The 20,836-nt window shown below is 68.9% G+C and carries 17 protein-coding genes; 5 read left to right on the top strand and 12 right to left on the bottom strand.

What is annotated here, in order from left to right:
- Together QSJ95_RS05485 and QSJ95_RS05480 are read right to left on the bottom strand one after the other, a co-directional pair.
- Entirely contained in the window at positions 1 to 543 is a 543-nt protein-coding gene (locus QSJ95_RS05485) for a DUF2780 domain-containing protein (RefSeq protein ID WP_267853684.1), read from the bottom strand.
- A gap of 309 nt (positions 544 to 852) precedes the next feature.
- Positions 853 to 1,398, bottom strand: coding sequence for a DUF2780 domain-containing protein (locus QSJ95_RS05480; protein WP_285640657.1), 546 nt, complete (start codon positions 1,396 to 1,398; stop codon positions 853 to 855).
- Positions 1,399 to 1,661: 263 nt separating this feature from the next.
- Between QSJ95_RS05480 and mdtD the strand changes: the two genes are divergently transcribed.
- Positions 1,662 to 3,095 (top strand): multidrug transporter subunit MdtD, encoded by a 1,434-nt coding sequence (mdtD, locus tag QSJ95_RS05475; RefSeq protein ID WP_285640655.1) that lies wholly within the window; start codon positions 1,662 to 1,664, stop codon positions 3,093 to 3,095.
- A gap of 1 nt (position 3,096) precedes the next feature.
- Here mdtD and rloA3 read toward each other — a convergent pair whose 3' ends face one another.
- Together rloA3 and QSJ95_RS05465 are read right to left on the bottom strand one after the other, a co-directional pair.
- On the bottom strand, positions 3,097 to 3,591 hold the full coding sequence (gene rloA3, locus QSJ95_RS05470) for a retropepsin-like aspartic peptidase RloA3 (protein WP_069862439.1): 495 nt from the start codon (positions 3,589 to 3,591) through the stop codon (positions 3,097 to 3,099).
- Positions 3,592 to 3,701: 110 nt separating this feature from the next.
- The gene (locus QSJ95_RS05465) at positions 3,702 to 3,914 is read right to left on the bottom strand and encodes a cold-shock protein (RefSeq protein ID WP_009615451.1); all 213 of its coding nucleotides are present in this window, start codon (positions 3,912 to 3,914) and stop codon (positions 3,702 to 3,704) included.
- Positions 3,915 to 4,249: 335 nt separating this feature from the next.
- Between QSJ95_RS05465 and dbpA the strand changes: the two genes are divergently transcribed.
- Entirely contained in the window at positions 4,250 to 5,626 is a 1,377-nt protein-coding gene (gene dbpA / locus QSJ95_RS05460; RefSeq protein WP_043269405.1) for an ATP-dependent RNA helicase DbpA, read from the top strand.
- Positions 5,627 to 6,091: 465 nt separating this feature from the next.
- A complete protein-coding gene (gene yccS / locus QSJ95_RS05455) occupies positions 6,092 to 8,287 on the top strand; it encodes a YccS family putative transporter (RefSeq protein WP_285640653.1) in 2,196 nt (731 codons plus the stop codon).
- A 7-nt stretch (positions 8,288 to 8,294) separates the two neighbouring features.
- On the opposite strand, the gene QSJ95_RS05450 is transcribed toward yccS, so the two are convergent.
- From QSJ95_RS05450 to rpmE, 8 genes are all read right to left on the bottom strand, one after another.
- Positions 8,295 to 9,023 carry a substrate-binding periplasmic protein gene (locus tag QSJ95_RS05450; protein ID WP_043319149.1) on the bottom strand — a complete coding sequence of 243 codons (729 nt, stop codon included), beginning with the start codon at positions 9,021 to 9,023 and terminating at the stop codon, positions 8,295 to 8,297.
- 49 nt (positions 9,024 to 9,072) lie between these two features.
- A complete protein-coding gene (locus QSJ95_RS05445; protein ID WP_043269411.1) occupies positions 9,073 to 9,846 on the bottom strand; it encodes a phosphatase PAP2 family protein in 774 nt (257 codons plus the stop codon).
- Positions 9,847 to 9,939: 93 nt separating this feature from the next.
- On the bottom strand, positions 9,940 to 10,707 hold the full coding sequence (locus QSJ95_RS05440) for a slipin family protein (RefSeq protein WP_141766302.1): 768 nt from the start codon (positions 10,705 to 10,707) through the stop codon (positions 9,940 to 9,942).
- Positions 10,704 to 12,050, bottom strand: a complete 1,347-nt coding sequence (locus QSJ95_RS05435) for an NfeD family protein (RefSeq protein WP_058072788.1) — start codon at positions 12,048 to 12,050, stop codon at positions 10,704 to 10,706. The genes QSJ95_RS05440 and QSJ95_RS05435 overlap by 4 nt, the downstream gene beginning before the upstream one ends.
- Positions 12,051 to 12,593: 543 nt before the next feature.
- On the bottom strand, positions 12,594 to 13,862 hold the full coding sequence (locus tag QSJ95_RS05430; protein ID WP_064581775.1) for a malic enzyme-like NAD(P)-binding protein: 1,269 nt from the start codon (positions 13,860 to 13,862) through the stop codon (positions 12,594 to 12,596).
- Positions 13,863 to 13,966: 104 nt separating this feature from the next.
- Positions 13,967 to 15,418, bottom strand: a complete 1,452-nt coding sequence (locus tag QSJ95_RS05425; RefSeq protein ID WP_285640647.1) for a M48 family metalloprotease — start codon at positions 15,416 to 15,418, stop codon at positions 13,967 to 13,969.
- A complete protein-coding gene (locus QSJ95_RS05420; protein ID WP_285640645.1) occupies positions 15,415 to 16,221 on the bottom strand; it encodes a thermonuclease family protein in 807 nt (268 codons plus the stop codon). Before QSJ95_RS05420 ends, QSJ95_RS05425 begins: the two co-directional genes overlap by 4 nt.
- Before the next feature lie 23 nt (positions 16,222 to 16,244).
- The gene (gene rpmE, locus QSJ95_RS05415; protein ID WP_009615432.1) at positions 16,245 to 16,460 is read right to left on the bottom strand and encodes a 50S ribosomal protein L31; all 216 of its coding nucleotides are present in this window, start codon (positions 16,458 to 16,460) and stop codon (positions 16,245 to 16,247) included.
- 220 nt (positions 16,461 to 16,680) lie between these two features.
- Between rpmE and QSJ95_RS05410 the strand changes: the two genes are divergently transcribed.
- Together QSJ95_RS05410 and argS are read left to right on the top strand one after the other, a co-directional pair.
- On the top strand, positions 16,681 to 18,900 hold the full coding sequence (locus QSJ95_RS05410; RefSeq protein WP_285640643.1) for a primosomal protein N': 2,220 nt from the start codon (positions 16,681 to 16,683) through the stop codon (positions 18,898 to 18,900).
- 191 nt (positions 18,901 to 19,091) lie between these two features.
- Positions 19,092 to 20,831: an arginine--tRNA ligase gene (gene argS, locus QSJ95_RS05405; RefSeq protein WP_285640641.1), complete on the top strand. Its 1,740-nt coding sequence runs from the start codon at positions 19,092 to 19,094 to the stop codon at positions 20,829 to 20,831.
- The last annotated feature ends 5 nt before the right edge of the window (positions 20,832 to 20,836 follow it).

Below are 20,836 nucleotides of genomic sequence, written 5' to 3'. Positions count from 1 at the left end.
CTAGATCGCCTTGCCCGCCACCGTGGTGGCTGGCGTGGAAGGTAGCGGGGCGCTCTCCCAGAGTTTGCCGAGGGTGCCCAGCAACTGGCTGTTCAGGCCCTGCTTGACCAGGTAATCGAGCATCACGCTGGCGAACCGGTCGACCATGCCTTCGCTCATACCCAGCACGTTGAACACCTGGTCGACGTCCTGCAGGTTCTGGATGCCGCCGAGCAACTGCCCGGCGCCGCCCAGCAGGGCGCCGATGCCGCCGCCGAGGTTGCCCGAGGACAGCTGGTCCAGCCCCGGCAGGCTCTTCTGCAACTGCGTGCCCTGGCTGTCGTCGAGGCGGTTCATGGCCAGGCCGATCAAGGCGCCGGCGCCACCGATGGCCTGCTCGTCGCTGATGTTCAGGCGCTGGCCGAGGGTCTCCACCAGGCCGTTGGCGGCCGTCGCCGCGGCACCGGACTCGGCGCTGGGGATTTCCTCGAAGGTCTCGGCGGCGGCCGGGAAGGCCGCCAGCCAGGCGCAGGCGGCGAGGATGGGAAGGGCTCGGGCGATCATCGGAGGCTCCGCGGCAGGCAGGTCCCGCCTCGGCATGGGCGGTCACTGGCTTCGACTGATGGCCATGCCCTTCGTTCCGAACGCTCCGTCAGGTTTAACCGTAGGATGGCGTTGAGCGAAGCGATACCCAGCAGGCTCCGGCCTCGCCGTCGGAATCGCGGATAAGATCCGCTCCTACAGTCCCAGGAAATCCCCGTAGGATGGGTTGAGCGAAGCGATCACCATGGCCCGATGGGTTTCGCAAGCTCAACCCATCCTACGAAAAGCACCTCGATGCAGGCAGTTGCTCCTACAGGGATATACCCAGCGTCAGCCGCCCACGCCCCACAGGCTACCCAGGCTGCCCAGCAGGTTGCTGCTCACGCCCTGCTTGCCGAAGTAGTCCAGCAGCACGCCGGCGAACTTGCCGGTCATGCCCTGGTCCATGCCCAGGGTGCTGAAGGCGCTGTTCACGTCGCCCATGCTGTCGACGTTGCCCAGCAGGCCCTTGGCGCCGGCGCCGCCGAGGTTGCCCAGGCTGCCGCCGAGGCCGCCCAGGGCGTTGGCGCCGCTGAGCTTGTTCAGGCCCGGCACGGCCTTCACCAGTTGGGTGTAGTCGGTGCCGCTGAGTTTGTTCTTGGCCAGGCCGAGCAGCGCGCCGGTGCCGCCGATGGCTTGCTCGTCGCTGACGCCCAGTTGCCCGGTGAGGGCACCGAGCAGGCCGCTGGTCTGCGGGGTGGAAGCCACCTGGCCCGGGTTGCCGCCCTCGGCCACGCCGGACACCGCCTTGGCGGCGTCCCCCAGGTTGAAGGCGAAGGCGGAACTGGCGGCGAGCAGCGCCGCGGCGGCGCAGGTGACACGGAATCTGACGGTCATCGACATCTCCTGATGCAGTGGCGTCCCGCGCCGAAGGTGCGCGGGACGCAGATTGGACTGGCGGCGGGTGCCATTGTTCCGCCACCTCGGCGCGAACTTGCGGCGCCTGCGCCCGGGTCGCGGCGAATGCCTGCCGATCCCCTCGAAAGCCCCTTCAGGTCCAGCACAGGCGCACCGCCGCGCCAGCGCAACGGCTCTGGCGCGCCCCTCGCGCAGCACCGCCCTCCCCGCCTATGCTTGCCGGAGCCGAACAAGGACCCATCATGAGCGAGCCCTTCATCCTCACCCCGCGCATCGCCCGCATCCTTCCCTGGCTGGTGGCCGTCGCCTTCTTCATGCAGGCGCTGGACGGCACCATCCTCAACACCGCGCTGCCGAGCATGGCCCGTTCGCTGAACGAAGACCCGCTGCGCATGCAGGCGGTGGTCATCTCGTACCTGCTCACGGTGGCGCTGCTGATCCCCGCCTCCGGCTGGATCGCCGACCGCTTCGGCACGCGCCGGGTATTCATCTTCGCGATCTTCCTGTTCAGCCTCGGCTCGCTGTTCTGCGCGCTCTCGCCGAGCCTCGGGGTGCTGGTCGTCGCCCGCGTGGTGCAGGGCCTGGGCGGCGCGCTGATGATGCCGGTGGGGCGCCTGGTGATCCTGCGCGTGTACCCCCGCAGCGACCTGGTGCGGGTGCTCAGCTTCGTCACCATCCCCGGCCTGCTCGGCCCGCTGACCGGCCCGACCCTCGGCGGCTGGCTGGTGGAGTACGCCAGCTGGCACTGGATCTTCCTCATCAACATCCCGGTCGGCCTGCTCGGCATCGTCTTCGCCATCCGCCTCATGCCCGACCTGCGCGGCGCCGCGGTCAGCCGCTTCGACGGCCCCGGCTTCCTGCTCTTCGGCGGCGCCATGGTGCTGATCACCATCGCCCTGGAAGGCCTGGGCGAGCTGCACATGCCCCACGTGCGGGTGGTCATGCTGCTGATCGGCGGCCTGGTGCTGCTGGCCGCCTACTGGCTGCGCGCCCTCAACGTCGAGGCGCCGCTGTTCCCGCCCAGCCTGTTCAAGACGCGCACCTTCGCCGTCGGCGTGCTCGGCAACCTGTTCGCCCGCCTGGGCAGCGGCGCCCTGCCCTTCCTCACGCCGCTGCTGCTACAGGTGGGCCTGGGCTTCGCGCCGGCCAAGGCGGGCATGACCATGATCCCCCTGGCGGCCATGGCCATGGTGGTCAAGCCGCTGGCCAAGGGCATCCTCGACCTGTTCGGCTACCGCCGCCTGCTGGTGGGCAACACCCTGCTGCTGGGCTCGCTGATCGCCGGCCTGGGCCTGGTCGACCAGGACACGCCCTACCTCTGGCTGCTGATCCACCTGGGCCTGCTGGGCGGGGTCAACTCGCTGCAGTTCACGGCGATGAACACCCTGACGCTGATCGACCTGCGCGACGACAACGCCAGCGCCGGCAACAGCCTGCTGTCGGTGGTGATGCAGCTGTCCATCGGCCTTGGCGTGGCCTGCGCGGCGGCGCTGCTGGGCGGCTTCAAGAGCGACGTGGAGGTCAACGCCGGCGACGTGCTGGGCGCCTTCCACGCCACCTATCTGAGCGTCGGGCTGATGTCGATGGCGGCGGCGGCGATCTTCTTCCAGCTGGCCCGCGACGACGGCCGCTCGGCCCAGGCGCCGCGGCGCCTGGAGCCCGACGACGGGCACTGACTCAGGGCTTGCAGGTGGGCGGCGTGGTCAGCGTCTTCGACACGTCCACGGCGCCCAGGTGCTCCAGGCTGCGGCGGCCCAGCAGCACCGGGTAGTCGCTGCCCTCGCGGTCGGCCAGGGCGAACTGCTCGCGGTAGACCTTGTCGCCCAGGCACAGGTCCATGCTCACCACCGGGCGATGCTCGATGCCGTTGGCGCCGCGAACCTTGAGGGTGCGCTCGACGGGCCGCTCGAAGGGCAGGCGCTGCACCTGGCCGGTCGCCGCGTCCTTGACCAGGATGTCGTACTGCACCCAGCGCTGCTCGTTCTTGCGGATCTTCACCAGGTTGCGCGCGTCCATCACCGAGGTCTGCACGCCGGTGTCCAGGCGCACCTTGAGCAGGGCGTTCTCCGGCATCAGCCTGGCCTGCTCGACCCAACCCCAGGTGGCCGGCTGCGCGGCGAACAGCGAGGGGCAGATGAAGGCCAGCAACAGGCCGGCGAGGCGCGGTTTCATGGATCGGGCTCCGGAGTCGGGGGCAATGGCAGTACAGATGGCCTACGCCAATCAGGCAACAAAAAACCCCGGATGTTTCCATCCGGGGTTTTCGGCGACGCCAGGGAATCTTAGTTGATTACCTGAACGCGCTCGGCTTGCATGCCTTTCTGGCCTTGCACGACTTCGAAGCTGACCTTCTGGCCTTCGGCCAGGGTCTTGAAGCCGTGGCCTTCGATGGCGCGGAAGTGAACGAAGACGTCCGGGCCGCTCTCAGGGGTGATGAAGCCGTAGCCTTTGGTCTCGTTGAACCATTTGACAGTGCCGTTCTGACGATTCGACATGGTGTTCTCCTTGGAACGTAGATGTAGAAATAGCCACAAAAGAGTGGCAGGAACTGAGTTGCAAGGAGTTACAAGGAGTCGAGCAGGACGGGGTGGAATAACCGACCGCATCAGGTCACGATCGACGGCGACCCATGCAAACACAGTGGAGGCACTCTACGACAAAAACCTGCGGAAAGCGAATCTGTATAAACATACACTATACGACCGTCCGTCCGTTTCGGACGGGTGTTGACCAACGCCAGTGGATTCGCGGGTTTTACCCGTTTCTCCAGGGCTCTGCGGCGCCCCTCCTGCTACACTGCGCGCCCACACGCCTGTCGGGTTTTTTCTTCGTGACCTCCACCGCCTTCTCCAGCCTGCCCCTCTCCGCCGACCTGCTCGCCAACCTCGAAGCCCTCGGTTACAAAGAGATGACGCCGATCCAGGCCGCCAGCCTGCCGGTCATCCTCAAGGGCCGCGACCTGATCGCCCAGGCCAAGACCGGCAGCGGCAAGACCGCGGCCTTCGGCATCGGCCTGCTCAGCCCGCTGAACCCGCGCTACTTCGGCTGCCAGGCGCTGGTGCTGTGTCCGACCCGCGAGCTGGCCGACCAGGTGGCCAAGGAGATCCGCCGCCTGGCCCGCGCCGCCGACAACATCAAGGTGCTGACCCTCTGCGGCGGCGTGCCCTTCGGCCCGCAGATCGGCTCGCTGGAGCACGGCGCCCACGTGGTGGTCGGCACCCCGGGGCGGGTGCAGGAGCACCTGCGCCGCGGCTCCCTGGTGCTCGACGGGCTGAACACCCTGGTGCTGGACGAAGCCGACCGCATGCTCGACATGGGCTTCTACGACAGCATCGCCGACATCATCGGCCAGCTCCCGGCGCGCCGGCAGAGCCTGCTGTTCTCGGCCACCTACCCGGCCGGCATCGAGCAACTGGCGGCGAAGTTCCTGCGCCAGCCCGAGCGCGTGGAAGTGGAAGCGCTGCACGACGACAGCCAGATCGAACAGCACTTCTACGAAATCGAGCCGCGCCAGCGCATGGACGCCGTGGTGCGCCTGCTGCAGCACTTCCGCCCGCAGTCCGCCGTAGCCTTCTGCCACACCCGCCAGCAGTGCGTGGAGCTGGCCCAGGCGCTGGACGCGCAGAAGATTTCCGCCCTGGCCCTGCACGGCGACCTGGAGCAGCGCGAGCGCGACCAGGTGCTGGCGATGTTCGCCAACCGCAGCTGCAGCGTGCTGGTGGCCACCGACGTTGCCGCCCGCGGGCTGGACATCGAGGGCCTGGAGGCGGTGATCAACGTCGAGCTGAGCCGCGACGCCCAGGTCCATGTGCACCGCATCGGCCGCAGCGGCCGCGCCGGCGAGAAGGGCCTGGCGCTGTCCCTGGTGGCCCCGGCCGAAGCCTCCCGCGCCCAGGCCATCGAAGACCTGCAAGGCAAGCCGCTGAACTGGGAGCGCATCGACTTCCTGCGCGCCAACCCGGCGCCGCTGCTGCCGCCGATGACCACCCTGAACATCGCCGGCGGGCGCAAGGACAAGCTGCGCCCAGGCGACATCCTCGGCGCCCTCACCGGCGACGCCGGCCTGCCCGGCAGCGCGGTGGGCAAGATCGCCATCTTCGACTTCCAGGCCTACGTGGCGGTGCAGCGCGACCAGGCCAAGGCGGCGCTCAAGCGCCTGCAGGAAGGCAGGATCAAGGGGCGTTCGTTCAAGGTGCGCATCCTCTGACGCGCAAGGGAATTCCGTGCGTAGGGCGTATAACCGCTCGCGGTTATACGCCGCCACACCGGCCCCACGGCCCGCTCCGAGGTCGAACCGGGCAAGCTTTGCGATCTAGGCCAGGCGGCGGATAACGTTGAACGTTATTCGCCCTACGGGGGACGCTTGGTGGTCATCCCGAAGAGCCCCTCTCCCCAGCCCTCTCCCTGAAGGGAGAGGGGGCTTGTCCGTGCCGAGAGGAAGCTTGGTTTCAGCCGGCAGCCTATGTGCTAGCCGGCTAACGCCGAGATACCCAAGCACTCCGAACGGTCCCCTCTCCCTTCAGGGAGAGGGTTAGGGAGAGGGCGCTCTTCAGGGCAAGCACCTTTCGCAAGCAAGCTCGCTCCCACGAAAAGCATCCCCCGCAACCAATAGCCGCGCGCCAGGCGATCCGCTAGTCTCAGCGCAGAGACACCTCGGAAGTCCCCGACGCGCATGCTTTCCTCCCCCTTGTTCGAGACCCTGCGGCGCCTGTGGGCGCTGGACAAGTTCGCCTACAGCCTGCGGGTGTTCATCGCCCTGGCCGGGGCCATGGCCGCCTGCCTGCTGCTGGGCCGCACCGAGCTGGTGATCCCGCTGTTCCTGGGCATCATCGCCAGCGCCCTGGCCGAGACCGACGACCACTGGCTGGGCCGCCTGAAGGCTTTGCTGGTGACCCTGGTGTGCTTCCTCATCGCCGCGCTGGCGGTGGAACTGCTGTTCCCCTACCCCTGGCTGTTCGTCGCCGGCCTGGCCCTGTCGGCGTTCGGCATGACGCTGCTGGGCGCGCTGGGCGAGCGCTATGCGGCCATCGCCTCGGCCACGCTGATCCTGTCCATCTACACCATGATCGGCGTCGACCAGCGCGGCGGCGCCCCCGGCGACCTGTGGCAGGAGCCGCTGCTGCTGGTGGCCGGCGCGGCCTGGTACGGCGTGCTCTCGGTGCTGTGGAACGCGCTCTTCGCCAACCAGCCGGTGCAGCAGGTGCTGGCCCGCGCCTACTTCGAGCTGGGCGAGTACCTGAAGATCAAGTCGACGCTGTTCGAACCGCTGCGCCAGCTCGACGTCGAGGACCGGCGCCTGGCCCTGGCGCGGCAGAACGGCAGGCTGGTGGTGACGCTCAACCAGGCCAAGGAAACCATCCTCAGCCGCCTCAGCCATGGCCGCCCGGGGGCCAAGCTGAGCCGCTACCTGAAGCTGTACTTCATCGCCCAGGACGTCCACGAGCGCGCCAGTTCCTCGCACTACCCCTACAACCGCCTGGCCGAGGCCTTCTTCCACAGCGACGTGCTGTTCCGCTGCCAGCGCCTGCTCAACCAGCAGGGCAAGGCCTGCCAGGCGCTGTCGCGGGCCATCCGCCTGCGCCAGCGCTTCGACTACAACGACAGCGAGCAGGCCCTGGCCGACCTCCAGGCCTCGCTGGAATACCTGCGCCAGCAGGGCAACCCGGCCTGGCGCGCGCTGCTGCGCTCCCTCGGCGCCCTGGCCGGCAACCTCGCCACCCTGGACCAGAAGCTCAGCGGCGCGAGCAACCCCGACGCCCTCGCCGAGGAACAGGACAGCGCCCTGCTGGACCGCTCGCCGCGCTCGCTGCGCGATGCCTTCGAGCGCATCCGCCAGCAGCTCACGCCCACCTCGCTGCTGTTCCGCCATGCCCTGCGCCTGGGCCTGACGCTGACCGCCGGCTACGGCGTGCTGCACTTGATCCACCCGACCCAGGGCTACTGGATCCTGCTGACCACGGTGTTCGTCTGCCAGCCCAACTACGGCGCCACGCGCATCCGCCTGGTGCAGCGCATCCTCGGCACCCTCGTCGGCCTGGTGGCCGGCTGGGCGCTGATCGACCTGTTCCCCAACCCGCTGGTGCAGTCGCTGCTGGCGGTGGTCGCCGGGGTGGCCTTCTTCGCCACCCGCAGCACCCGCTACACCCTGGCCACCGCGGCCATCACCCTGCTGGTGCTGCTGTGCTTCAACCAGGTGGGCAACGGCTACGGGCTGATCCTGCCGCGCCTGTTCGACACCCTGCTCGGTGCCTTCATCGCCGGCCTGGCGGTGTTCCTCATCCTCCCCGACTGGCAGGGCCGGCGCCTGCACAGCCTGGTCGGCGGCACCCTGGCCTGCAACGCCCGCTACCTGCGCGAGATCATGCAGCAGTACGCCAGCGGCAAGCGCGACGACCTCATCTACCGCACCGCCCGGCGCAACGCCCACAACGCCGACGCGACGCTCTCCACCACGCTGTCGAACATGCTTCTGGAGCCCGGCCACTTCCGCAAGGACGCCGAGCTGGGCTTCCGCTTCCTGGTGCTTTCGCACACCCTGCTCAGCTACCTCTCGGCCCTGGGCGCGCACCGCGACCGCCTGCCGGAGTCGCCGGCCAACGCGCTGATCGGCGAAGCCGCCGAGCAGCTCACCGCCAGCCTCGACGACATCGCCGCCAGCCTCGCCCAGCGCAAGCCGGTGGCCATCCACAGCGATACCGAGGAAGACCTGGCCAAGCGCCTGGAACAGGTGCCGGAGGAGCTGGAAGACCCGCAGCGCCTGGTGCAGACCCAGCTGGCGCTGATCTGCCGCGAGCTGGCGCCGCTGCGCAGCCTGGCCGCGCACCTGCTGAAGAAGGAGATCGGCGCCGAGCAGGAAGCCGCCGCCTGAGCCCGGCTCAGGGCCCGCGCAGGTCCATGAAGGCGTCGTAGCTGCCGTCCTCGCGCATCAGCCGCAGTTCGCGGTTGAAGTCTTCGATTATCTGCGCGTGGCGCGGGTTGGCGCGGCTGACCAGGATGTACAGCGGGTTCTCCGACAGCGGCTGGGGCAGGAACTCCAGCTTGTGGCGCTCGTCCTTCAGGTCGTGTTCGAGGATGTAGCGGGCGGTCCACTCGTCTTCCAATGTCAGCTCGACGCGGCCGGCGACCACCATCATCGCGGCGTTGGGGAAGGACAGCACCGGCACCTTGTGCAGCCGGCGGTCCTCATTGAACTCGGGGGTGTAGCTGTAGCCGCGGACCACGGCGATGCGGAACGGGTAGAGGTCGGCCAGGCGCTCGAAGACGATGGGCGAGCCCTTGCGCTTGAGGAAGCGCAGGCGGTTCACCAGGTAGGGCTCGGAATACTGCCCGAAGGTCTCGCGCTCGGCGCTGTACCAGGAATCCACCAGCACGTCGTACTCGCCGTTGCGTACCCCGTGCAGAGCGCGAGGCCAGGGCACCTCGGCGTAGTGGATGGCGTAGCCGGCGCGGGTCAGCGCGGTGCTGACGAAATGCACCGCCAGGCCGCGGCCGGGCATCTGCGCGTCGGCATAGGGCGGCCAGCGGTCGGCGACCAGGTTCAGCGGCTCCTCGGCCTGGGCGCAGAACGGCAGGGCCAGGGCGATCAGCAGGGCACGCAGCAGCATGGCTCTCCTTGCTCGAGGCCCGCGCCCCGCTACCGGCAAGCGGGCGGACTCAGAAAAGCATCGCCGCGCGCAGGCTCATTCCCCCACCGGCTTCGGGCAGAACACCGAAGGAATAGGCGCTGTCTGGCGATCCCTCAAGGAACAGATTGTAGGTGAAGTTGGCGGCGAGGTTGCCCACCGCCATGCCCACCAAAGTGTCGGTGGGGTAGTGCTTGGAGCCTTCCACCCGCGCCAGCGCGGTCAGCCCGTCCACCGTGTAGAGCCCGGCCTTGGCGGTGAAGCGCAGGGTCGGGTCCATGTCGATGTAGTCCAGGTTGCGCCGGGTGAAGCTGTTGTGCACGGCGGTCACCGCCGTGTGCTTGGAGGGGAAGGAGTCGTCGGGGATGCCGTCGGGGCGGTCGCGCCCGGACACCTCCTTCCACTCCTCCACCAGGCCGGTCACCGCGTAGCGGTCGGTGGCCAGCAGCGCCAGGTTGCGCCCGCGCCAGGCCCACTTCTCCTCGCCCTCGCTGCCCCTGGGCGCGGCCACCAGGCCGGTGACCACGCTCAGCGCGGTGCTGGCGTTGAGCATGTGGTCGGCGGCGGAGTTGGCGTCGCCGCCGAACAGCCATTCGTGGTTGGCCGCGGACTTCTGCCACTTGTGGTCCCAGTTGCCGGCGGCGATCACCGCCGCGCCAGCCACCGGCGCCCAAGTGCCGGGGTCGAGCACGGCGCGCTGGGCGGAGTCGCCGACGCGCGACCAGCTCATCTGCGGGGAGCCGGCGCAGCCGGCGAAAAGGGCGGATGACACTAGGGTCAGGGCCGCCAGGTTGCGGTAGCTCATGGTTTCCCCCGTAGTCCGTCCGCAAGGGGACGGTAAGGAATTTTCAGAAAACCTACAGGGTAGACGCCTCAGCCCCATCCGACCTGCCGTCAGTCACTTCTTAGTCTGTCCATTTGTTTCGAGCAGCCCCTTGAGCAGGTCGATGGGCATGGGGAAGACGATGGTGGAGTTCTTGTCGCCGGCGATGCTGCCCAGCGTCTGCATGTAGCGCAGCTGCATGGCGCCGGGCTCGCGGGAGAGCATCTGCGCGGCCTGCATCAGCTTCTCCGAGGCCTGCAGCTCGCCCTCGGCGTGGATCACCTTGGCCCGCCGCTCGCGCTCGGCCTCGGCCTGGCGGGCAATGGCGCGGACCATGGACTCGTTGAGGTCGACGTGCTTGATCTCGACGTTGGCCACCTTGATGCCCCAGGCGTCGGTCTGCGCGTCCAGCACCTTCTGGATGTCCAGGTTCAGGCGCTCGCGCTCGGCCAGCATCTCGTCCAGCTCGTGCTTGCCGAGCACCGCGCGCAGCGTGGTCTGGGCCAGCTGGCTGGTGGCGGCGAGGAAGTTCTCCACCTGGATGATGGCCTTCTGCGGGTCGAGCACGCGGAAGTACACCACCGCGTTGACCTTCACCGAGACGTTGTCGCGGGAGATCACGTCCTGCGGCGGCACGTCGAGCACCACGGTACGCAGGTCGACGCGGACCATCTGCTGCACCACCGGGATCACCAGCACCAGCCCCGGTCCCTTGACCTTCCAGAAGCGGCCGAGCTGGAACACCACCCCGCGTTCGTATTCGCGCAGGATGCGCAGGGCGCTGGCCACCAGCATCAGCAGCAGGACCAGCGCCACCAGCAGTCCGAAGGGAATACCCATCAGTCACCTCCCGATTCGTCATCGGCCGCCACCTCCAGGCGCAGGCCGTCGCGCGCCAGCACCTTGACCCGCTGGCCGGCGCGCAAGGTCCGGGCGCAGCGGACCTGCCACTGTTCGCCCTGCAGTTGTACCCAGCCGGCGTGGGCATCCCCGTCGGCCACCGCGTCCACGGTCGCCAGGCTGCCCACCAGGCCGGCCGCGCCGCTGACCACCTGGCGCTGCCGGCTCTTCATGGCCACGCCCAGCACCCCGGCGATGAACAGCGCGCTGACCGTGGCCACGCCGACGATCAGCCCCAGGGGAATGCCGAAGCCCGGCGCGTCGGTGTCCAGCAGGATCAGCCCACCGATCACGAAGGCGGCGATGCCGCCGATGCCCAGGCTGCCGTAGCTGGGCACGAAGGCCTCGGCGGCCATGAAGGCCAGGCCGAGGACGATCAGCGCCACCCCCGCGTAGTTCACCGGCAGCAGCTGCATGGCGTAGAGCCCGAGCAGCAGGCAGATGCCGCCGAGCACGCCGGGCAGCGCCAGGCCGGGGTTGGCGAATTCGAAGATCAGCCCGTACACGCCGATCATCAGCAACAGCAGCGCCACGCTGGGGTCGGTGATCACCGCCAGCAGGCGGGTGCGCCAGTCGGCCTGGTGCTCGACCCAGGCGAGGCCGGCGCTGTGGATGCTCAGCGCCTGCCCCGCCACCTGCACCTTGCGCCCGTCGATGGCGCGCAGCAACTGGTCGAGGTCGCCGGCCTGCAGGTCGACGACCTTCTGCTTCACGGCTTCCTCGGCGGACAGGCTGACCGCTTCGCGCACCGCGCGCTCGGCCCATTCGGCATTGCGCCCGCGCAGCTGCGCCAGGCCACGGATGTATGCCGCCGCGTCGTTGACCTGCTTGCGCTTGAGGGTGTCCTCCTCGCTGACGGCTGGCTTGCCGTCCTTGCCCTGGGGCTTTTCCGGGGCGCCGGGCGCGCCGATCTGCACCGGGGTGGCGGCGCCCAGGTTGGTCCCCGGGGCCATGGCAGCCAGGTGGCAGGCATAGAGGATGTAGGTGCCGGCGCTGGCCGCCCGCGCGCCGCTGGGGGCGACGTAGCCGACCACGGGGATGGGGCTGGTGAGGATCGCCTTGACGATGTCGCGCATGGCGCTGTCCAGCCCGCCGGGGGTGTCCATGCGCAGCACCACTAGAGGCGCGCCCTCGTCCACGGCGCGTTGCAGGCCGCGCACCACGTAGTCGGAAGTCGCCGGGCCGATGGCTCCGTCCACCGTCAGCACCACCGCCGGCGGGGCCGCCAGCGCCCCGGCCGCGAACAGCAGCAGGAGCAAAGCGCAGCGGCGAAACAGCGTGAGCATGGCACGCCTCCCCGGCCAGGACCGAAGCGGCGCCGCGGGCGAATGAAGGGGCGGCGCCTTTCTACAGCATAGTCCCCTGCCCCGGGATGCCCGTGACAGGCTGTTGCAGGGTGTTTAGAGGCCGCGCCCAGCGTCCGGGTGGGCACGGCTTTTCGTAGGAGCGAGCTTGCTCGCGAATGGAGCTCCCGGTGGCGGTGGTGTTTCGGGTTGGCTCCGCATCCCTCACCCCAGCCCTCTCCCAGAGGGAGAGGGGGCTAGTCCGTGCCGAGAGAAGGCTTGGTTTCAGCCGGTAGTCCCTGTGCTCGCCGGCCAACGCCGAAGCATCAGCGCACTCCGAACGGTCCCCTCTCCCTTCAGGGCGGGGCGCGCAGCCGAGGGTTAGGGAGAGGGAGCGGAGCCAAGCCAAGGCAGCGGAATCACCGGGGGCCCCCCCTTCGCGAGCAAGCTCGCTCCTACAAAGCCCCAGAAACGAAAACGCCGTTCCCCCCTCACGGAAGAAACGGCGCTTTCACCTTCGGCCTCAAGCCGAAGAGAGCGGCCCGGTCAGCCCTTGAACACGTCTTCCACCGACTGCAGCGGATAGTGCTTCGGATACGGCAGGGTAGCCACGCCGCTCTCGATGGCGGCCTTGGCCACAGCATCGGAGACCACGGTGATCAGACGCTTGTCCATGGGTTTCGGGATGATGTACTCGCGGCCGAACTCCAGGGACGACACGCCGTAGGCCTCGCACACGTCCTTGGGCACCGGCTCCTTGGCCAGGTCGCGCAGGGCCAGGGCGGCGGCGATCTTCATCTCTTCGTTGATGCGGGTGGCGCGCACATCCAGGGCACCGCGGAAGATGAAGGGGAAGCCCAGCACGTTGTTCACCTGGTTCGGGTAGTCCGAACGGCCGGTGGCCATGATCACGTCGTTGCGGGTGGCGTGGGCCAGTTCCGGCTTGATCTCCGGGTCCGGGTTGGAGCAGGCGAAGACGATCGGGTTCGGCGCCATGCGCTTGAGGCCTTCGGCGCTGAGCAGGTTGGCGCCGGACAGGCCGACGAACACGTCGGCGCCGTCGAGGGCATCGTCCAGGGTGCGCTTGTCGGTCTCGGTGGCGAACACCGCCTTGTACTGGTTCAGGTCGGTGCGGCCGGCGTGGATCACGCCCTGGCGGTCGATCATGTAGATGTTCTCGACCTTGGCGCCCATGCTCACCAGCAGCTTCATGCAGGAGATGGCGGCGGCGCCGGCGCCCAGGCAGACGATCTTCGCGCTTTCCAGGTTCTTGCCGGCGATTTCCAGGGCGTTGAGCATGCCGGCGGCGGTGACGATGGCGGTGCCGTGCTGGTCATCGTGGAACACCGGGATGTCGCACTGCTCGATCAGCGCGCGCTCGATCTCGAAGCACTCCGGCGCCTTGATGTCTTCCAGGTTGATGCCGCCGAAGGTGATGGAGATGCGCTTGACGGTGTCGATGAAGGCCTGCGGGCTCTCGGCGTCGACCTCGATGTCGAACACGTCGATGCCGGCGAAACGCTTGAACAGCACGCCCTTGCCTTCCATGACCGGCTTGGAGGCCAGCGGGCCGAGGTTGCCCAGGCCGAGGATGGCGGTGCCGTCGGAGATCACCGCGACCAGGTTGCCCTTGCCGGTGTACCTGTAGGCCAGCTCGGCGTCACGGGCGATCTCGCGGACCGGCTCGGCCACGCCCGGGCTGTAGGCCAGCGACAGGTCGCGGGCAGTGACGGTGGGCTTGGTCAGCTCGACGCTGAGTTTCCCGGGGCGGGGTTGCGCGTGATATTCGAGGGCAGCGGTCTTGAGATCAGACATTTTTGGCACTTCCGCTTTATTGCTTGTTGGACAGACGGGCGACCGAGCATACGCGGGAAGAAAGCGCCTGCCAAGATAGCTTCAGGGCTGCGGTGTCAATGCTGCTAACGCACGATTTTCAACCATTCCCCGGGTTTTGGCTGACCAGTTGGATACAAATCGTTGAGCAATCGTATACGAGAAATCGCGTCAGATTCCGGCTCGTTTCCGCCCTTTGCCAGCTGTTCCAGGCTTTGCCCGGCCTTCGCCTGGACCAGTTGCAGGCGCCGCGGCTCGGCCAGCTTCCGTTCGTCGGCGCGCAGCGGGCGGAAACTGCGGATCACCGAGAGGAACTCGGCGTCGCGGCTTTCCAGCGAGGCGCGGCCTTTGACCACACCCACGAACAGGTAGGCGCCCTGGTCCTTGTAGATCACCGCCACGCGCCGCGCGGGCGAACCGGGGATCACCGCGGCGGCGCCCTTCAGGCCGGCCTGGTTCAGTTCCTGCTCGTCGGCCAGGCGGCCGCCGGCGCCCTTGCGCAGGTATTCCAGCGGGCTCAGCTGGCCGTCGCGCGGCACCAGCTTCATGCCGATGTAGGCCTGCTGGTCCTCGGGGTAGCCGATCAGCGCGGTGGGCTGGTTGAGCATGCCCCAGCCCCTGGGATAGCTGAGGGTGAAGCCCAGCTCGCCGTGGTAGAAGCTTTGCCCGCGGCGGATGCCGGACTTGGCGGAATCGCCGAAGGGCATGCCGTCGATGGCCTTCAGGTAGCGGTCGCGGCCGACCTCCTGCTGGCCGCCGGCCAGGGCCTGGGCCGGGCCCAGCACCTCCTGCAGGCGCCGGTCGTTGTCCGGGTGGGTGTCGAACAGCCCGTGGTAGCCCACCGGCTGCACCGCCTCGCCCTTGGCCTGGGCGACCTGGCGGGCGTAGTCCTCCTGGTTCTTCAGCACCCGCACCACCTGGATCATCGCCTTGGGGTCGTAGCCGGCGCGGGCCAGGTACTTGGCGCCCAGGCCGTCGGCCTGCAGCTCCATGTCGCGGCCGTAGCCGCGCACCACGGCGGTGCCGAGGACGTTGGTGAGGTCGCCGGCGGCGCTGACCCCGGTGCCGATGGCCACGGCCGCGCCGAGCACGTTCCAGGCGCTGGCCTGGCTCTGCTGGCGCACGCTGTGGCGGGCGGTGACGTGGCCGATCTCGTGGCCCAGCACCGCGGCCAGCTCGGCTTCGGAATTGAGGTAGGCCATCAGCCCGCGGTGGATATAGATGTAGCCGCCGGGCAGGGCGAAGGCGTTGATATCGGGGCTGTCGACCACGGTGAAGCGGTACTGCAGGGTGGGCCGGTCGCCGACCCGGGCGACGCGCTCGCCCACCTGTTGGACGTAGGCCTGGAGCTTCTCGTCGGCATAGCGCGGGTACTGCTTGGCCGCCTCCTGGCTGGCCTGGCGGCCGAGGGCCAGCTCGTCCTGCTCGCTCATGGTGACGAAGTCGGTCTCGCCGGTGGCGGGGTTGACCGCGCAGCCGCCCAGCACGCCGCTCAGGGCGAACAGGCAGGTGAGCAACAGCATCCTTGTCTTGGTCATGGCAGCAGCTCCAGCATGGCCGGGTCGGTGATGGGCAGCATCCAGCGTGCCTGCCCCGGTTTCACGGCGCCGCGCGCGGCGCGGTCGATCACCCAGCCGCGCGCTTCCAGGGTGCGCCCGGGCAACGCTTCCAGCGTGCGCTTATCGAACGCTTTCAACAGCTTAGGCTCGATCCGCAGGACCAGCGAACCGTCCATCTCCAGCCACAGGCCACCGCGGTTGCGCTGCACCTGGGCGACGCGCCCGCGGACGATGACGAAGCCGCTCTGGCGCAGGGTTTGCGCGTCCCGCACCGGCGGGCGTTTCCACAGGCCGCGGCCGGCCTTGCGCGCCTCGCGCTCGGCGGCCTGCTGGCAGGCGGTCAACTCGGTGTTGGGCGCCACCGCCACCAGGTAGCCCAGCCCCTCGGCCAGCAGTTGCGCCTCGATGTTGCGCCCCTGGCGGTCGTACAGGTGGGCCAGGGTGCGACCGTAATGGTCCTTGCCCTGGCGTCCGAGCTGCAACCCTAATTCGCCGTCGTTGGCCGCCACCAGCGCCTGCAGGCGTTGCCGCGCGGCCTCGGCGAAGGGCTCGGTGCTGCGCCCGCCGTGGGCCAGCTCCGGGGCGTTGACGCCGATCAGGCGCACGTTGCGGCCATCGGCCAGCTTCAGGGTGTCGCCATCCAGCACCCGCGCCACGCGCACCGTGCCGGCGTCGCTGGGCGCCGGGCAGGACGCCGCCAGGGCCGGTGCGCCCAGGCAAATCGCGAGCACAAAAAAGGCGCCCCGCAGGGGCGCCTTTTTCAGCAGATCGGGAAAGGCCATCGGGGCTTTTCCGGAAATCGCTCTTACTTCTTGCCGCCGAACATGGCGAAGCGCTGGTTGAAGCGATCGATACGGCCGCCGGTGTCCACGACTTTCTGCTTGCCGGTGTAGAACGGGTGGCATTCGGAGCAGACGTCCAGGTGGATGCCTTTGCACAGGGTCGAACGGGTCTTGATCACGTTGCCGCAGCTGCAGGTGGCTTCGATTTCTTCGTACGCGGGATGGATTTCCGGTTTCATGATGTCTTCCTCTGGTTGGTGTGCCGCCACCCAGTCTCTGGCAGAAGCCGAGCCACGGCCTTCGAGGACCGCGGGCGGGATCTTTTACCGGGCACCGCACGCAAATTAAGGGCGTGGATCATACCAGAGACTTTGTCCAGCGCAAGTCGGGGCGCCGACCGACCGTCGCCGCGGCCCGTGCTAAGATCGCCGCCTCACCACGCCCCGGAAAGCCCACAGCGTGCCCCGACCCAGCATCCTGCGCCTCGCCCTGCCCTCGCCGCTGCGCCGCCTGTTCGACTACCTGCCGCCGCGCGGGCTCGACCCCGGCCGCCTGCAGCCCGGCGTGCGCCTGCGCGTGCCCTTCGGCCGCCGCGAGATCGTCGGCGTGTTGGTGGAACTGGCGGACAGCTCGCAAGTGCCCGAGGACAAGCTGCGCCCGGCGCTGGCCGTGCTCGACCGCGAGCCGCCGCTGCCGGCGCACCTGCTGGAGCTGTGCCGCTGGACCGCGCAGTACTACCAGCACAGCCTCGGCGACACCCTGTCCTGGGCGCTGCCCAACCTGCTGCGCCAGGGCGAGCCGGCCGAGGCGCGGGTGCAGCGCTTCTGGCTCGCCGTCCCCGGCGCGCGCCTGGACGATCCGCGCCTGGCCCGCGCACCGCGCCAGCGCCAGGCCCTGCAGACGCTGCAGCAGCATCCCCACGGCGTGCTCCACGAGCTGCTGAGCCAGTTGGGCATCAACAAGGACAGCCTCGACCTGCTGGTGGAAAAGGGCCTGGCCACGCTGGAGAGCCGCCGCCACGTGCCGGCGGAACACCACGGCGGCTGGCTGGCCCAGGCCGAGCTGCCGCTCAACGCCGAGCAGCGCGCCGCCTGCGAAGCCGTGCGCGCCGGCTTCGGGGCCTTCCACAGCTACCTGCTGGCCGGCGTCACCGGCAGCGGCAAGACCGAGGTCTACCTGCAGTTGATCCACCAGGTGCTGGAGGCCGGCAAGCAGGCGCTGGTGCTGATCCCGGAGATCAACCTCGGCCCGCAGACGCTGAGCCGCTTCGAGCGCCGCTTCAACGCGCGCATCGCCCTGCTGCACTCGGCGCTGACCGACCGCGAGCGCCTGGACGCCTGGCTGGCCGCCCGCGACGGCGAGGCGGACATCGTCATCGGCACCCGCTCGGCGCTGTTCACCCCGCTGAAGAACCCCGGGCTGATCATCATCGACGAGGAGCACGACGCTTCCTATAAACAGCAGGAAGGCCTGCGCTACCACGCCCGCGACCTGGCCCTGGTGCGCGCGCGCCTGGAGAAGGTGCCGATCCTGCTGGGCTCGGCCACGCCCTCGCTGGAAAGCCTGCACAACGCCGCCAGCGGCCGCTACGGCCTGCTGCGCCTGACGCAGCGCGCCGGCGGCGCCCAGGCGCCGAAGTTCCAGCGCCTGGACGTGAAGAGCCTGCCGCTGGACGCCGGCCTGTCGATGCCGCTGCAACGGGCCATCGGCGAAACCCTCGGCGCCGGCCAGCAGGTGCTGGTGTACCTGAACCGCCGCGGCTTCGCCCCGACACTGCTGTGCCACGACTGCGGCTGGATCAGCCAGTGCCCGCGCTGCGACGCGCGCATGACGCTGCACCAGGGCTCCGGCGAGCTGCGCTGCCACCACTGCGACCACCGCGAGCGCCCGCCGCGCCAGTGCCCCAAGTGCGGCCAACTGGACCTGCGCCCGGTCGGCGCCGGCACCGAGCGCGCCGAGGAGCGCCTGCGCATCCTCTTCCCCGACTACCCGGTGCTGCGCATCGACCGCGACAGCACCTCGCGCAAGCACGCCATGCGCGACCTGTTCGCCACCATCAACAAGGGCGAGCCGTGCATCCTGGTCGGCACCCAGATGCTCGCCAAGGGCCACCACTTCCCGCGCGTCACCCTGGTGGCCATCCTCGACGCCGACGGCGGGCTGTTCTCCGCCGACTTCCGCGCCAGCGAGCGCATGGCCCAGCAGATCGTCCAGGTCGCCGGCCGCGCCGGCCGCGCCGAGGAGCCCGGCCGGGTGCTGATCCAGACGCACCTGGCCGACCACCCGCTGCTGGTGCAACTCACCGAGCAGGGCTACTTCGCCTTCGCCGACCAGGCCCTGGCCGAGCGCCGCGCCGCCGGCCTGCCGCCGTTCTGCCACCTGGCCCTGCTGCGCGCCGAGGCGCACAAGCCGGGCCAGGCCGAAGGCTTCCTCGAAGAAGCCTGCGCCGAAGCCGAGCGCCTGCAGGCGCAACTGGGCAGCGACGTCGAGCTGCTCGGCCCGGTGCCGGCGCCCATGGAACGCCGCGCCGGCCGCTTCCGCGCCCAGTTGCTGCTGATGAGCAGCGCCCGCGTGCCGCTGCACCGCCTGCTGTCGTGCTGGCTGCCGATCCTCGAAAGCATGCCCGGCGGGCGCCAGGTGCGCTGGTCGCTGGACGTCGATCCGATCGATTTGTTCTAGAAAGAGCAGCTGGAAGCTGGAAAAAGCAAAAGCAGCGATCTGACTGGGGCAAATCAAGGTCCAGATGGGCTTTTGCTTGTAGCTTTAAGCTTACGGCTTGCTGCTGCGCCCTTCAGGCACCGATAATGCGCGGTTCTGAGCCAGATATGCGGTCGAGCGCCCCGAGTCGCGCGCGAGCACGGAGAAACGCCATGAAAGACACCATCCGCCAGCTGATCCAGCACGCCCTCGCCAGCCTCGTCGAGGACGGCACCCTGCCGGCCGGGCTGAGCCCGGACATCCAGGTCGAGACCACCAAGGACCGCAGCCACGGCGACTACGCCAGCAACATCGCCATGATGCTGGCCAAGCCCGCCGGCCTGAAGCCGCGCGACCTGGCGACCAAGCTGGTCGCCGCGCTGCCGGCCAACCCGCAGGTGGCCAAGGTGGAGATCGCCGGCCCCGGCTTCCTCAACTTCTTCCAGGACCAGGCCTGGCTGGCCGCGAGCCTCGACGCCGCCCTGGGCGACGACCACCTGGGCGTGCGCAAGGCCGGCCCGGCGCAGCGCGTGGCCGTGGACCTGTCCTCGCCGAACCTGGCCAAGGAGATGCACGTCGGCCACCTGCGCTCGACCATCATCGGCGATGCCGTGGCCCGGGTGCTGGAGTTCCTCGGCGACACCGTGATCCGCCAGAACCACGTGGGCGACTGGGGCACCCAGTTCGGCATGCTGCTGGCCTACCTGGAAGAGCAGCCGGTGGACGCCCAGGCCGAGCTGCACGACCTGGAAGTCTTCTACCGCGCCGCCAAGAAGCGCTTCGACGAGTCCGCCGAGTTCGCCGACCGCGCCCGCGAACTGGTGGTCAAGCTGCAGGCCGGCGATGCCGAGTGCCTGCGCCTGTGGACGCGCTTCAACGAAATATCCCTGTCGCACTGCCAGAAGGTCTACGACCAGTTGGGCGTGAAGCTGACCATGGCCGACGTCAAGGGCGAGAGCGCCTACAACGACGACCTCGCCAACGTGGTCGACGAACTCAAGGCCAAGGGCCTGCTGACCGAGGACGACGGCGCCCTGTGCGTGTTCCTCGACGAGTTCAAGAACGCCGAGGGCAACCCGCTGCCGGTGATCGTGCAGAAGGCCGGCGGCGGCTACCTGTACGCCACCACCGACCTGGCGGCGATGCGCTACCGCAACAAGGTGCTGCACTGCGACCGCGTGCTGTACTTCGTCGACCAGCGCCAGGCCCTGCACTTCCAGCAGGTGTTCGAAGTGGCGCGCCGCGCCGGCTTCGTCCCAGCCGGCATGGACCTGGAGCACATGGGCTTCGGCACCATGAACGGTGCCGACGGCAAGCCGTTCAAGACCCGCGACGGCGGCACCGTGAAGCTGATCGACCTGCTCAACGAGGCCGAGGAACGCGCCTACACCCTGGTCAAGGCCAAGAACCCCGAGCTGGGCGAGGACGAGCTGCGCCACATCGCCCACGCCGTGGGCATCGGCGCGGTAAAGTACGCCGACCTGTCGAAGCACCGCACCAGCGACTACAGCTTCAACTTCGAGCAGATGCTCAGCTTCGAGGGCAACACCGCGCCCTACCTGCTCTACGCCTACACCCGCGTGGCCAGCATCTTCCGCAAGCTGGGCAAGGGCTATGACGAGGTCGGCGGCAAGATCGTCCTGGAAGCCCCGCAGGAGCAGGCCCTGGCCGCCCAGCTGGCGCAGTTCGGCGACCTGCTCAACAATGTCGCGCTCAAGGGCGTGCCGCACATCCTCTGCGCCTACCTGTACGAACTGGCCGGGCTGTTCTCCAGCTTCTACGAGCACTGCCCGATCCTCGCCGCGCAGACCCCGGAGCAGCAGGAAAGCCGCCTGAAACTGGCCGCACTGACGGGCCGCACCCTCAAGCAGGGCCTGGAGCTGCTGGGCCTGGAAACCCTGGAACGCATGTAACCCTC

It is taken from the genome of Pseudomonas sp. NBRC 100443 (genome assembly GCF_030268185.1).
In the GTDB taxonomy this organism is placed as follows: domain Bacteria; phylum Pseudomonadota; class Gammaproteobacteria; order Pseudomonadales; family Pseudomonadaceae; genus Pseudomonas; species Pseudomonas citronellolis.
The sequence above is the reverse complement of the archived record's forward strand: the minus strand, read 5'-3'. Positions and strand labels throughout refer to the sequence as shown.

Coding starts and splice junctions, on each gene's coding strand:
- QSJ95_RS05485 (WP_267853684.1), bottom strand. CDS start 543: ATGATCGCCCGAGCCCTTCCCATCCTCGCCGCCTGCGCCTGGCTGGCG.
- QSJ95_RS05480 (WP_285640657.1), bottom strand. CDS start 1,398: ATGACCGTCAGATTCCGTGTCACCTGCGCCGCCGCGGCGCTGCTCGCC.
- mdtD (WP_285640655.1), top strand. CDS start 1,662: ATGAGCGAGCCCTTCATCCTCACCCCGCGCATCGCCCGCATCCTTCCC.
- rloA3 (WP_069862439.1), bottom strand. CDS start 3,591: ATGAAACCGCGCCTCGCCGGCCTGTTGCTGGCCTTCATCTGCCCCTCG.
- QSJ95_RS05465 (WP_009615451.1), bottom strand. CDS start 3,914: ATGTCGAATCGTCAGAACGGCACTGTCAAATGGTTCAACGAGACCAAA.
- yccS (WP_285640653.1), top strand. CDS start 6,092: ATGCTTTCCTCCCCCTTGTTCGAGACCCTGCGGCGCCTGTGGGCGCTG.
- QSJ95_RS05450 (WP_043319149.1), bottom strand. CDS start 9,023: ATGCTGCTGCGTGCCCTGCTGATCGCCCTGGCCCTGCCGTTCTGCGCC.
- QSJ95_RS05445 (WP_043269411.1), bottom strand. CDS start 9,846: ATGAGCTACCGCAACCTGGCGGCCCTGACCCTAGTGTCATCCGCCCTT.
- QSJ95_RS05435 (WP_058072788.1), bottom strand. CDS start 12,050: ATGCTCACGCTGTTTCGCCGCTGCGCTTTGCTCCTGCTGCTGTTCGCG.
- QSJ95_RS05430 (WP_064581775.1), bottom strand. CDS start 13,862: ATGTCTGATCTCAAGACCGCTGCCCTCGAATATCACGCGCAACCCCGC.
- QSJ95_RS05425 (WP_285640647.1), bottom strand. CDS start 15,418: ATGACCAAGACAAGGATGCTGTTGCTCACCTGCCTGTTCGCCCTGAGC.
- QSJ95_RS05420 (WP_285640645.1), bottom strand. CDS start 16,221: ATGGCCTTTCCCGATCTGCTGAAAAAGGCGCCCCTGCGGGGCGCCTTT.
- rpmE (WP_009615432.1), bottom strand. CDS start 16,460: ATGAAACCGGAAATCCATCCCGCGTACGAAGAAATCGAAGCCACCTGC.
- argS (WP_285640641.1), top strand. CDS start 19,092: ATGAAAGACACCATCCGCCAGCTGATCCAGCACGCCCTCGCCAGCCTC.